The sequence below is a fragment of the Halobaculum magnesiiphilum genome (genome assembly GCF_019823105.1).
GTDB classification, from domain to species: Archaea; Halobacteriota; Halobacteria; order Halobacteriales; family Haloferacaceae; genus Halobaculum; species Halobaculum magnesiiphilum.
This window is the reverse complement of the sequence record NZ_CP081958.1, coordinates 372,719-384,575: the sequence shown is the minus strand read 5'-3', so window position 1 is coordinate 384,575 and position 11,857 is coordinate 372,719. Positions and strand designations below refer to the sequence as shown.

At 70.9% G+C, this 11,857-nt stretch carries 11 protein-coding genes; 5 read left to right on the top strand and 6 right to left on the bottom strand.

The genetic code is table 11. The annotated features are described in order from the left end of the window. Positions 1 to 109: 109 nt before the first annotated feature. The gene (locus K6T50_RS02065) at positions 110 to 514 is read left to right on the top strand and encodes a translation initiation factor IF-2 subunit beta (RefSeq protein ID WP_222607782.1); all 405 of its coding nucleotides are present in this window, start codon (positions 110 to 112) and stop codon (positions 512 to 514) included. A 35-nt stretch (positions 515 to 549) separates the two neighbouring features. Here the strand turns inward: K6T50_RS02065 and K6T50_RS02060 are convergent, their stop codons facing one another. Beyond that, positions 550 to 729 (bottom strand): DUF7836 family putative zinc-binding protein, encoded by a 180-nt coding sequence (locus K6T50_RS02060; RefSeq protein ID WP_222607781.1) that lies wholly within the window; start codon positions 727 to 729, stop codon positions 550 to 552. A gap of 143 nt (positions 730 to 872) precedes the next feature. After that, positions 873 to 1,883 (bottom strand): transcription initiation factor IIB, encoded by a 1,011-nt coding sequence (locus tag K6T50_RS02055; RefSeq protein ID WP_222607780.1) that lies wholly within the window; start codon positions 1,881 to 1,883, stop codon positions 873 to 875. 329 nt (positions 1,884 to 2,212) lie between these two features. Here K6T50_RS02055 and K6T50_RS02050 point away from each other — a divergent pair, with 329 nt between their 5' ends. The 3 genes from K6T50_RS02050 (at position 2,213) to K6T50_RS02040 (ending at position 5,411) form a co-directional block, all read left to right on the top strand. Next, positions 2,213 to 3,385, top strand: coding sequence for a thiolase C-terminal domain-containing protein (locus K6T50_RS02050; RefSeq protein ID WP_222607779.1), 1,173 nt, complete (start codon positions 2,213 to 2,215; stop codon positions 3,383 to 3,385). Next, entirely contained in the window at positions 3,382 to 4,878 is a 1,497-nt protein-coding gene (locus tag K6T50_RS02045) for a zinc ribbon domain-containing protein (protein WP_225935354.1), read from the top strand. The genes K6T50_RS02050 and K6T50_RS02045 overlap by 4 nt, the downstream gene beginning before the upstream one ends. A gap of 338 nt (positions 4,879 to 5,216) precedes the next feature. Beyond that, positions 5,217 to 5,411, top strand: a complete 195-nt coding sequence (locus K6T50_RS02040) for a cold-shock protein (protein ID WP_222607778.1) — start codon at positions 5,217 to 5,219, stop codon at positions 5,409 to 5,411. A 4-nt stretch (positions 5,412 to 5,415) separates the two neighbouring features. Here K6T50_RS02040 and K6T50_RS02035 read toward each other — a convergent pair whose 3' ends face one another. After that, the gene (locus tag K6T50_RS02035) at positions 5,416 to 5,784 is read right to left on the bottom strand and encodes a DUF8009 family protein (RefSeq protein WP_222607777.1); all 369 of its coding nucleotides are present in this window, start codon (positions 5,782 to 5,784) and stop codon (positions 5,416 to 5,418) included. A 323-nt stretch (positions 5,785 to 6,107) separates the two neighbouring features. Next, entirely contained in the window at positions 6,108 to 8,042 is a 1,935-nt protein-coding gene (gene thrS / locus K6T50_RS02030) for a threonine--tRNA ligase (protein ID WP_222607776.1), read from the bottom strand. A gap of 164 nt (positions 8,043 to 8,206) precedes the next feature. Here thrS and K6T50_RS02025 point away from each other — a divergent pair, with 164 nt between their 5' ends. Further along, a complete protein-coding gene (locus K6T50_RS02025; RefSeq protein WP_222607775.1) occupies positions 8,207 to 9,466 on the top strand; it encodes a M20 family metallo-hydrolase in 1,260 nt (419 codons plus the stop codon). A 210-nt stretch (positions 9,467 to 9,676) separates the two neighbouring features. Here the strand turns inward: K6T50_RS02025 and K6T50_RS02020 are convergent, their stop codons facing one another. Beyond that, the gene (locus tag K6T50_RS02020) at positions 9,677 to 10,516 is read right to left on the bottom strand and encodes a ZIP family metal transporter (protein ID WP_225935353.1); all 840 of its coding nucleotides are present in this window, start codon (positions 10,514 to 10,516) and stop codon (positions 9,677 to 9,679) included. A gap of 117 nt (positions 10,517 to 10,633) precedes the next feature. Beyond that, the gene (locus K6T50_RS02015; RefSeq protein WP_222607774.1) at positions 10,634 to 11,836 is read right to left on the bottom strand and encodes a mechanosensitive ion channel family protein; all 1,203 of its coding nucleotides are present in this window, start codon (positions 11,834 to 11,836) and stop codon (positions 10,634 to 10,636) included. Between the last annotated feature and the right edge of the window lie 21 nt (positions 11,837 to 11,857).

Genomic DNA, 11,857 nt, shown 5'->3' with positions numbered 1-11,857 from the left:
GGCCCGATTCCCGGCCGATTTCGGTCTCGCGCGGACGCCGTCCTCGCGGCGAGCGGACGCCCGGCGGGCCACGAACGTTTTTTGGGCCGGCGCGCGCCTACGGGCGTGTATGGAGTACGACGACATGTTAGACCGCGCGATCGAGGAGACGCCCGACATCGACGAGCGCGGCTCGCGGTTCGAGGTTCCCGACCCGGTCGTCCGGCCGGAGGGGAACGTCACCGTCGTCGAGAACTTCCAGGAGCTGGTCGACACGCTGAACCGCGAGGAGTCGGCCCTGTTGAAGTTCCTTCAGGACGAACTCGGGACGGCCGCGCGCATCGACGAGTCCGGGCGTGCACGCCTCACGGGCGATTTCAAGCAGGGCCGTGTCGCCGACGCCGTGGAGGCGTACACCGAGGGGTACGTCATCTGCTCGGAGTGTGGACTCCCGGACACGCGCATCGTCGAGCAGGGCGGCACGGACGTGCTCAAGTGCGACGCCTGTGGCGCGATCTCCAGCCTGGGACGGTAGTCACGCCGCTGCGACGTCCGGGGCGTCTGCGACGCTCACTCGAACTGTTTTACGGCGTCGAGGTCCCGCTCGGTCCGCATGAACTCCGCGAGCCGCCGCGTCGCGTGACACGAGGGACACGAGAAGTTCTCCCTGTGGTTCGGGAGGTCGGTGGGCGCCTCTTCCCAGTCTTTCGAGCACTCGGGACACAGCAGTCGGACGAAGGCCTCCACCATACGCGGTCCCCTCGCCCGGCGGCCCAATAAATCCTTGCGGGCGGTTTCACGCGTCGGCCATGGCTCAGGTTCGTGAAGCCGAACAGGACAATAGAACGGAATCGCAGCGATCGGGGTGTCGACCGTCGACGGGAGCGGCGGGATCAGGCGCCGGCGGGGCTACGGTCGCCCGCGCCGGGGGTGCCCTCGGCGGTCTCGGCCGCATCGAGCAGCTCCTTGTAGCGGTTCCGGATGGTCACCTCGCTGACGCCCGCGACATCGCTCACCTGGCTCTGCGTGAGCGCCTCGTTGGTCAGCAGCGAGGCGGCGTAGACGGCCGCGGCGGCGAGCCCGACCGGGGACTTCCCGCTGGTGACGCCGGCCTCCTCGGCCGTCTTCAACAGCCCGCGGGCGCGCCACTCGCCCTCGTCGGAGAGGCCGAGCTCGGAGGCGAACCGCGCGAGGTACTGGGCGGGGTCCGCGGGCGCGACCTCCAGCTTCAGCTCGCGGACGATGTAGCGGTACGTCCGGGTGAGCTCCATCCGGTCGACCCGAGACACGGCCGTCAGCTCGTCGAGCGAGCGGGGGGTGTTCGCCTGGCGGGCGGCCGCGTACAGGCTCGCCGAGGCGACGCCCTCGATGGAGCGGCCCGGGAGGAGGTCCTCCGAGAGCGCGCGGCGGTAGATGACCGACGCGGTCTCGCGGACGTTCTCGGGCAGCCCGAGGGCGCTCGCCATGCGGTCGATCTCGCCGAGCGCCTGCTTGAGGTTGCGCTCCTTGGAGTCGCGCGTGCGGAACCGCTCGTGCCAGGTGCGCAGGCGCTGCATCTGCTGGCGACGCTCGGCCGAGAGCGTGTTCCCGTAGGCGTCCTTGTTCTGCCAGCCGATGTTGGTCGAGAGGCCGTTGTCGTGCATCATCTTCGTCGTCGGGGCGCCGACGCGCGATTTGCTCTCGCCCTCGCGGTCGAACGACCGCCACTCGGGGCCGCGGTCGATGGCGTCCTCCTCGAGGACGAGCCCGCAGTCGGTACAGACGGTCTCCCCGTGCTCCTCGTCGGCGACGACGCTGCCGCCGCACTCGGGGCAGACGCGGACGGATTCGCTCTCCTCGGTTCGTTCGTCTGACTCCCTTTCGTCTCGCGTGTAACTACTGATGGTGGTTTCTGACTCGCTCATGGTGTGCTCCCGGATCGACGGCGGACCGAAGGCGAAAAAATCGACCTCCGACCGTGTCGTCCTTACTACTCGTTACGAACGAAAAGTATATAAACGTTTCGCTGATGTGTATGGGGTTCTCACGCCGCCATGAGCCCGAAAACGCCGGAAACAGGGTGTTTCGTATCGGTCATGACAGGGGGAGATCATAGTTAAAAATCGTTCGGTACTCGTTCACACTGTCCGTTCCCGTCCAGTTCGTCGTGCCGCCGGCTCCGGGTCTGCCGCCCACGGCTCGGCGTCGGTCGGCGACCGGCAACACTTACCACGACGCGGGGCCGGTCTCCGCCATGACCGACGCCTACATCGTCGGGGCGGGCCAGTCGTCGTTCGGCTCGTTCCCCGAGGAGACGTACCGGACCCTCTTTCGCGAGGCGTACGAGGCCGCGACGCCCGCGGATCTGACGCCGACGGACGTGGACGAGGCGTTCGTCGGGACGCTCGGGGTCGGCGGCCGACAGATCGGCCTCGCCGGCCCCGCCGTCACCGAGCACGTCGGGCTCCACGGGGTCCCATGCACGCGCGTGGAGAACGCCTGCGCCGCGTCGGGCTCGGCCCTTCGCCAGGCCGTGATGGCCGTCGAGTCCGGGATGGCGGACCTCGTGCTCGCGGGCGGGGTCGAGGTGATGACGGACGCGTCCGCCGAGGCGACGAAGTACTGGCTGGGCGTCTCCGGCGAGACCGAGTGGGAGCGCATGGCCGGGACGACCTTCTCGGGCGTGTACGCCCAGATGGCCGACGCGTACCTCCGCGAGTACGACGCCCCGCGCCGGGCGCTCTCGGCGGTCGCCGCCAAGAGCCACGCCAACGGCGCGCGCAACCCGAAGGCGCACCTCGGGTTCGAGTGTTCGATCGAGGACGCCGAGACGGCCGCCGTCGTCGCCGACCCGCTCACGCTGTATCACTGCTGTCCGACGAGCGACGGTGCCGCGGCGGTGCTCGTCGCCGGCGAGGGCGCAGCCCGATCGTTCGACGACCGCGTCCGGGTCGCCGGCGTCGGCGCCGCCTCCGACCGCGTCGGCCTGTTCCAGCGCGACACCTACACCGCGATCCCCGCAAGCGAGTCGGCCGCCGAGACGGCCTACGACCGCGCGAGCCTCGCCGACCCGCGGGACGACCTCGACTTCGCCGAGGTACACGACTGTTTTTCGATCGCCGAGCTGCTCGCCTACGAGGACCTCGGCTTCTGCGGCCGGGGCGAGGCCGCCGACCTCGCGCTGGAGGGCGTCACGGCCGCCGACGGCGACCTCCCGGTTAACACCTCCGGCGGGCTGAAGGCGAAGGGCCACCCGATCGGCGCGACCGGCGCCGGGCAGGCCGTCGAGGCGTTCGACCAACTGACCGGCCGCGCGGGCGAGCGCCAACTCGACGACCCCGAGCGGGGGCTAACGCACAACGTCGGCGGCTCGGGCGGCGCGGCCGTCGTTCACGTGTTCGAGGCCGAGGGGGTGACCGGCGCGTGAGCGCGCCCGAACCGGGTCCGGGGGCGGGAGCGGCCGCCGATCGCCTCGATGCCGACGCCCGGATCCTCGGCGCGGGCACGTACGCGCCGTCCGCTAGACTCCCCCGCGAGGCGGTCGCCGAGGCGTGGGGTCGCTCGCGGGCCCGCGGGATCGACGCCGTCGCCGTCCCGGAACCCGACGAGGACGCGCTCACGATGGGTGTCGCCGCCGGCGAGCGCGCGCTGGCTGCCGCCGGGGTCGACGCCGGCGACCTCGCGGGCCTCGCGTTCGCGACGACCACGCCGCCCCTGGAGGAGGAGGACCTCCTCCCACGCCTCGGTGCCGCCCTCGGCGCCCCCGGCGACGCGCGAACCCACTACGTCGGCCGGAGTACACGCGCGGGAACGCGGGCGCTGCGGGCCGCCCGCGACGCCGCCGCGTTCCCGGCGCTCGTCGTCGCCGCCGACGCGCCGCGTGCGGCGCCGAACGCCCCCGAGGGCCACGCCGCCGGCGCGGGCGCGGCGGCGGTCGTGTTGGGTCCCGACTCGGGGTCCGGCGCGGGCCTCGTCGGCGACGCGGAGGTCGCGGCCGACTACCCCGGAACCCGCTTCCGGCGCGCGGGGGATGCCGACGACGGCGTCGAGGGACTGGGCGTCACCACCTACGACCGCGAGGCGTTCACTCGCCCGATCCGCGCGGCCGTCGACCTGCTCGGGGACGACGCGGACGCGTTCGACCCGGAGAAGGCCGCCGCGTTCGCGGTCACCGCGCCCGACGGCGACCTCCCCGCGCGGGCGGCGCGCACGGTCGGGCTCTCCCCCGACGCGGTCTCGACGCCCGTGGACACCCTCGGCGACACGGGCGCGGCCGGGCCGCTCGTCGGCCTGACGGCGGCGCTTCGGGAGGGCGCGACCCGGACGCTCGTCGTCGGCTGGGGCAGCGGCGCCGGCGCCGACGCGCTCCTCGTCGACGGGCTCGCGCCCGTCGAGGGCGACCTCGACGCCGACCGTGAGCTGTCGTACGCGGTGGCGCTGCGACGCCGCGGCGAGATCGCGAGCGACGATCCGCCGGCGGGCGGCGGCGCGGCGGTGTCGGTCCCGACGTGGCGACGGTCGATCCCCGCGCGCTATCGCCTCCGGGCGGGTCGCTGTCCCGACTGCGGTGGGCTCGCGTTCCCGCCGGAGGACGCGTGTCCGGACTGTCATGAACTGGTCGACTACGAGTCGGTGGGGCTTCCCTCGGAGGGTACCGTCGAGACCGTGACCGGCGTCTCTCCCGACGGGGCGCCCCCCGAGTTCGCCCGCCAGGCCGAGCGGGGCGGCGACTACGCGGTCGCGATCGTCCGGTTCGAGCGCGGGGGGACGGCTGCGAGCGTGCCCATGCAGGTCGCGGACGCCGACCCCGAGTCGGTCGCGGCGGGCGACCCGGTTCGCGCCGTATTCAGGCGGATCTACGAACAGGAGGGCGTGATCCGGTACGGACGGAAGGCGGTTCCGGCGGTCGGCGACGGGTAGCGAACGTTCCGAGCCCGAAGGTGTCGACCGTCGGCGCGAACACGTCCCAATCGCCTCACGCTACGGCGACGGCTAGACGCTCGATCCGAACTCGGTGTGAAAAGTGCCCGCGGGGGCCACGTCGTACCTGGGGGGGATGAGAGAGGCACACGACGGGACGGCCGTCCGCAGGCAGTGTTGACTAACCCCGTTGTGTGTAATCAGCGTTACGGCTGACCGCGGCCGGATCGCAACCCTCCGGGGCCGCGGTGTCGAGCCCGTCGGGGGTGGTGTCGTGCCACATCGACCCACAGATATAAATACCGAAGTCGCCTCACTGTGGGACGAGGTACACGCGAATGGCGAAAGGCACGGTCGCATTCTTCAACGACACTGGCGGTTACGGATTCATCGAAACCGAGGACGCGGACGACGACGTCTTCTTCCACATGGAGGACGTCGGCGGTCCCGATCTCGAGGAAGGACAGGAAGTCGAGTTCGACATCGAGGAGGCCGAGAAGGGCCCACGGGCCACGAACCTCCAGCGCCTGTAGGGCGCTATCCGAGGTATCGAACCCGGACCGTTACCGGTCCGTCGGAGCCACTCAGTTCGACCCGTTCTTGCAGCGAGTCACGCGCCGCCGAGCGCCAGCGCTCCGCGCCGGTGCCCGGGAATCGCGGGAAGTCGTCGGGGAGGAACGCCCGCGGCTCGACGTGGATCGGCTCGGCGTCGCCGTCGTACCCGTACTCCCCCTCCGCGCCGGCGACGTGGAGCCGTGCGCGCATCCGTCCCGAGAACGGCGGCGTGATCCGGAGCACCGCCTCGCGTCGCCCGCGGTCGCGGGCCTCGAGTGCTGCGAGCACGTCGTCGGTGGTCACCGCGAGCTGGCGGATGACTGAAGGGTCGGAGTCGTCGGACTGCGGCACGCGGACCTACGTCCCCGTGAACGTTCGCTGTTCGAGCGGCCCCGAGCAGTCCGGACACGTCGCCCGGTAGGAGAGAGCGCTGACGCTCGTTTCGCACTCGCGACAGACGAAGGACCGTCCGACCATCGACCGAGCGTATGAGAGATGTGGTGTTAAATGTTACCACGGTGTGGTGGCCGAGATACTTGCATCGGCTCCGGAGCCGATCCGACGCGAGGGCGTCGCCGTCGCTGTCGGCGTCGATCCGAGAACTGACCTGTGGCTGTAGTGTCGGCGGTCGCCTCTGAAGAAAACCTGTTGCCGCCGCGGACGCGACGCGCCCGCTACTCCTCGTGGTCGGTGACGAAGTCGGGCTTGACCGTCCGCTCGTCGACTTCGCCGCGGAGGTGTTCGACGAACGTGCTCGGGTCGACGTCGTTGCGCTCGTTCTCGAAGCGGTCGCGCACCGAGATGGTGCCGGCCTCCTCCTCGTCGCCGCCGACGACGACCATGTACGGCACGCGGTCGTCGTGGGCCGCGCGGATCTTCCGGCCGACGGTCATGTCGCGGTCCTCGACCTCGACGCGGAACTCCGAGAGCTCGTTCTTCACCCGGTGGGCGTACCCGAGGTTGTCGTCGGAGATGGGGAGGACCCGGACCTGCTCGGGCGCCAGCCAGAACGGGAAGTCGCCGCCGAAGTGCTCGATGAGCACCATGAAGAAGCGCTCATAGCTCCCGTACAGCGCGCGGTGGATCATCACCGGGCGGTGCTCGGCGTTGTCCTCGCCCGTGTACGTCAGGTCGAACCGCTCGGGCATGTTGAAGTCGAGCTGGACCGTCGGCCCGTCCCACGAGCGCCCCAGCGCGTCCTCGAACGAGAAGTCGATCTTCGGGCCGTAGAACGCGCCGTCGCCGGGCTCGATCCCCCACTCCAGCGAGGAGGACTCCAGCACCGACTCCAGCTGTGACTCGGCCTGCTCCCACACCTCGTCGCCGCCGACGGACTTCTCGGGGCGCGTGGCGAGGTCGACGGACACGTCCAGATCGAAGGTGTCGAGCACCTGCTCGATGCCGTCCATGACGTTGCGGACTTCGGCTTCGATCTGGTCGGGGCGCACGAACAGGTGGCCGTCGTCGATGGTGAACGCCCAGGTACGCGAGAGGCCCGACAGCTCGCCTCGCTGCTCCTTGCGGTACACCTTCCCGTGTTCGGCGTAGCGAACCGGGAGGTCGCGGTAGGACCACGAGCCCTGGTCGAAGATAGTCGCGTGCCCGGGGCAGTTCATGGGCTTGAGGCCGTACTCCTCGTCGTTCACGTCGAACAGGAACATGTCGTCCTGGTAGTTGTCGTAGTGGCCCGACTGCTCCCACAGCTCCGTCCGGAACACGTGCGGCGTCTCGACCTCGCCGTAGCCCGCCTCGTCGTTGAGGTCGTTGACGTACCCCTCCAGCTCCGAGAGGATCGTCTTGCCCGCCGGGTGATACAGCGGCAGCCCCGGCCCCGTCACCGTCGGGATGGAGAACAGATCCATCTCGCGGGCGATCTTGCGGTGGTCGCGCTCCTTGGCCTCCTCGCGCATGTTCAGGAACTCCTCGAGCTCCGACTCCGACTCGAAGGCCGTCCCGTACACGCGCGTCAGCTGGTCGTTCTCCTCGTCGCCGCGCCAGTAGACCGACGAGATCGACAGCAGCTCGAACGCGCCGACCTCGCCCGTCGATTCGACGTGCGGGCCCTTACACAGGTCGCGCCAGTCGTCCTGCTCGTACACCGAGACGGGGTCCTCGCCGGCGGCCTCCTCGTTCAGGATCTCGGTTTTGTACTCGTTGTCCTCGTACTCGGCCAGCGCCTCCTCGCGGGACACCTCCAGGCGTCGGATGTCATAGTCGGCATCGACGATGTCGGCCATCTCGGCCTCGATGGCCGGGAAGTCGTCCTCGTCGATGTCGACGCCGGCGACGTCGTAGTAGAACCCCTCCTCCGTCGGCGGGCCGATCGCGAGCTTCGCCTCGGGGTACACCCGCTGAAGCGCCTGCGCGAACACGTGGGCCGCCGAGTGGCGAAGCACCTGTCGGTACTCCTCGGACTGGTCGGTGACGATCTCGATCCGCGCGCCGTCGTGGACGGGGGCGGCCTTGTCGACGAGTTCGCCGTCGACGACGCCGGCGACGGTGTCGCTCCCGAGTCCCGGCCCGATCTCGTACGCCACGTCCTCGACGGAAGCACCCTCCGGCACGGACAGCTCCGAGCCGTCCGGCAGGGTGACGACGATGTCGCTCATACGCGTTCGGTGCCGGGGGGCGCGAATAAGTCTTGTCGAACCGTGCGAGAGCGCCACGGACGCCACCGATCGCGGGCGCTAGATCCGGTCGCTCGATCCCCGCCCGCTCGGCCCACATCCCCGCTTCGGAAAGACCCAACACCGACGGCGGAGAATCGGGAGCCATGAACCTCACCGTCGACGGCGACCGCCTCCGCGACGACATCGAAGCGACCGCCGCGTTCGGGGACATCGACGCCGGCGAGGGCCGCGGGCGGACCGTCCTCGTCGGCACCGAGGCGAACCGCCGCGCCCGCGAGTACCTCGTCGACCGCATGGAGGCCGTCGGGCTCGACGTGACCGTCGACGCCGTCGGCAACGTCGCGGGCACCTGGATCCCCGACGGCGCCGACCCCGAGGCTGCACCCGTCGCCGCCGGCAGCCACCTCGACTCGGTGCCGGAGGGCGGCATCTTCGACGGCCCGCTCGGCGTGTACGCCGCGCTGGAATCGGTTCGCGCGATGCAGGAGGCGGACGCGACCCCCGACCGCCCGGTGGTCGTGGTCTGTTTCACCGAGGAGGAGGGCCAGCGCTTCGCGGACGGTCTGCTGGGCTCCTCCGTCGCGGTCGGCGAGCGCACCGTCGAGGAGGCGCTCGCGCTCACCGACGACGACGGCGTCACCCTCGAGGCGGCGCTGGAGGACATCGGCTTCCGCGGCGAGGGTCGCCTCGACGCGAGCGAGTGGGGCGCCTTCTACGAGCTGCACATCGAGCAGGACACGACCCTGGAGGAGGCCGGCGTTCCCGTCGGCGTCGTGACGACGATCACGGGGATCACCCACCTCGACGTGGAGATCCTGGGCGAGGCGAACCACGCTGGCGCCACCCACATGCGCGACCGGACGGACGCGCTCGCGGCCGCGGCCGAACTCGTCCTCGACGTGGAGGCGGCCGCGAACGACGTGGTCGAGGTGAGCAGCGACTCGGCGGTCGGCACAGTCGGCTCGCTTTCGGTGTCGCCGAACGCGACGAACGTCGTCCCCGGCCACGTCGAGGCGGGCGTGGACATCCGCGACGTCGAGTACGACTCGATGGAGACGGTCGTCGGCGCCGTCCGCGACACCCTCGCACGCATCGAGGACGAGCGCGGCGTCGACACCGAGCTCGCGCGCCCGTTCGACCTCCGCCCGACGCCGATGGCCGAACGCCTCCGCGAGGCGACCCACCGCGCCGGCGACGGCGCCGGGATCGACACCCTCGACCTGCACTCGGGCGCCGCCCACGACACGATGTACGTCGCGGACGTGACGGACGCGAGCCTCCTGTTCGCCCCCTCTCGGGAGGGCATCAGCCACAACCCCCGCGAGTGGACCGACTGGGACGACTGTGCCGCCGCCACACGGGTGCTGGCGGGCGCGATCGCCGACGTCGCCGGCGCGGAATAACGTCCGTCGACCCCCGGTGCGACGATTACCGACTCCCCGCCGCGGTCCGAGGGGAGCCCGAGGCAACGACCGCAGGAGAACCGCCGCGGCGACGATCGCCGAACAGCCGCCGGGTGGGACTTTCGCGGTCAGCGTCGTCTCGTTCACGGTCCTGGTCACCGTCCCGTCGGCGTCGCGAACGAGGACGACATGCGGCGCGTTCGTTCGAACTCAAGCGGCTAGCGCCACGTCGAGATACAGCATCACCACCACCCCGAGCATCGTCCCGAGCGTCGCCACGCGCTCGTGACCCCGAGAGTGCGTCTCGGGGACGATCTCGTCGGAGATGACGAACAGCATGCCGCCGGCGGCGAAACCCATCGCGTACGGGAGCACCGGCGCCGCGAGCGCGACGGCGACGGCGCCCAGCACCGTCAGTGGGATCTCGACGAGCCCCGACCGTATCCCGGTGAGGACGGCGTACGTCCGGCGGTCGAAGCCGGCGTTCACCGCGGCGATCGACACGGCGAGCCCCTCGGGAACGTTCTGGAGGCCGATCGCGAGCATGAGCGAGAGCCCGTTCGCGACGTTCCCGGAGCCGAAGCCGACGCCGACGGCCAGGCCCTCGGGCATGTTGTGGATGGTGATGGCGACGATGAACAGGATCACCGAGGCGACCTTCGCGTCGACGACGGTCTGGTCGGGGCGGGCCCGGCCCGTGACGAGCACGTGGACGTGCGGCACCCAGTGGTCGGCCTGGTCAAGTACGAGCACGCCGAGGACGATCCCCGCAAGCACCGGAACAGGCGAGAGCAGCCCCGTCGCGGGGACGCCGGGGACGACGATCTCCGTCAGGTCGATCCCGGGGACGATGAGCGAGGTGAACGACGCCGCGAGCATGACGCCGGCGGCGAACCCGAGCGCGCCGTCGAGCAGGCGTTCGCTGGGATCGCGGACGACGAGCACCAGCAGCGCGCCGACCATGTTCATCCCGGCGATGACGACGCCGCCGACGAGCGCCTGGAACACGGGGTCGGCGCCGACGAGCCGGACGAACTGTTCCTCAAACACGTCCCCGACACCGACCGGCGGCCATCAAAAGCTACCGGCCGTGGCGATCGCCCGAGGCCGAACCCCCGAAGGGCGTCTCCACCGGGGCGACCTGCCGACGCCGGTCGACCGTGGACCTCAGTCGTCGCCCGTCGGGTCGGGCGGGGCGACGGCCGCGGAGCCCACCTCCTCGCCGTCGGCGACGCGGAAGCCCCCGGTCTCCGCGCGGCCCGAGAGTTCGCGTTGGGGGTACGGGATCTTGACCCCGGCGTCGTCGAGCGCCGCCTTCACCTCGCGGACGACCGCCGCGGTCGCCAGCGCGCGCTTGGGCGCGCTCGGCGTGTCGATCCAGAAGCGACACTCCAGCACGACCGCCGAGTCGCCGAATGACTTCGGAACCACCTGCGGTGGCGGGTTGTTCTCGACGTGGCTCACGGCCGCGAGCGCGTCCGCGACGACGGACTCGGCGGTCTCCAAGTCAGCCTCGTAGTCGACTCCCACGTCCATCGAGAGGCGAAGCTGGCCCAGCCGCGTCCGGTTGGAGACGGTCGCGTTCGCGACGCGGTCGTTTGGGATGACGACGACCTCGCCGCCGGCGGTGCGGATCCGGGTGTTGATGACGGTGATGTCGGCGACGATCCCCTCCTCGCCGTCGATCTCGACCCAGTCGCCCAGCTCGAACGGCCGCGAGAACATGAGCACGAAGCCGGCGATGAGCGAGCCGATGGTGCTGCGGGCGGCCGTGCCGACGACGATGCCGAGGAAGCCCGCGCCGACGAGCAGGCCGCCGAGGTTGACCCCCCACACCGTGAGCCCGCCGACGATGGCGGCGACCAGCACGGTCAACTGGAGCACGCGGAAGACGATCCCCTTCTGGTGTTGGTTGATCGCGTCCGACTCGGCTGCGTAGTCGTCGAGCCGGGTCTCCAGCACGTCGATGGCGATCAGCGCGCCGGCGACGAGCGCGACGCTCGTCACCGTCCTCCCGAGCGTCGGCAGCGCCGCGGCCATCGTCGTCACCGCCGCCAGCGCCACGTTCACGTATCCCCACAGGATCAGGGCCGCGAGGCCGGTAGCCAGGACCACCGCGAACTGGAGCGTGCGGACGATCCCCGTCACCGGAAGGTGCCAGTCGAACTCCGTCACCTCCACGGGAACGCGCTCGCTGCCGAGCACCCGGTCGCGGACGAGCCGGTGGAGGGCCCGCACCGCCCGCGGGGCGAGCAGCAGCGCCGTCACGCCCGCGGCCGCGAGGAGCACGGCGGTCGCGGCGAGGCGTGCCTCGACGGTCACGAAGCCCTCGAGCGTCTCCCGGAGGGTCGCGAGGAAGGCGAGTTGCATACGCGCCGAAACGATACGAGC

Bases quoted from the DNA above. Each gene is read 5' to 3' on its own strand.
- K6T50_RS02015 (WP_222607774.1), bottom strand. From the start codon at position 11,836: ATGCAACTCGCCTTCCTCGCGACCCTCCGGGAGACGCTCGAGGGCTTC.
- K6T50_RS02065 (WP_222607782.1), top strand. From the start codon at position 110: ATGGAGTACGACGACATGTTAGACCGCGCGATCGAGGAGACGCCCGAC.
- K6T50_RS02055 (WP_222607780.1), bottom strand. From the start codon at position 1,883: ATGAGCGAGTCAGAAACCACCATCAGTAGTTACACGCGAGACGAAAGG.
- K6T50_RS02040 (WP_222607778.1), top strand. From the start codon at position 5,217: ATGGCGAAAGGCACGGTCGCATTCTTCAACGACACTGGCGGTTACGGA.
- thrS (WP_222607776.1), bottom strand. From the start codon at position 8,042: ATGAGCGACATCGTCGTCACCCTGCCGGACGGCTCGGAGCTGTCCGTG.
- K6T50_RS02050 (WP_222607779.1), top strand. From the start codon at position 2,213: ATGACCGACGCCTACATCGTCGGGGCGGGCCAGTCGTCGTTCGGCTCG.
- K6T50_RS02060 (WP_222607781.1), bottom strand. From the start codon at position 729: ATGGTGGAGGCCTTCGTCCGACTGCTGTGTCCCGAGTGCTCGAAAGAC.
- K6T50_RS02025 (WP_222607775.1), top strand. From the start codon at position 8,207: ATGAACCTCACCGTCGACGGCGACCGCCTCCGCGACGACATCGAAGCG.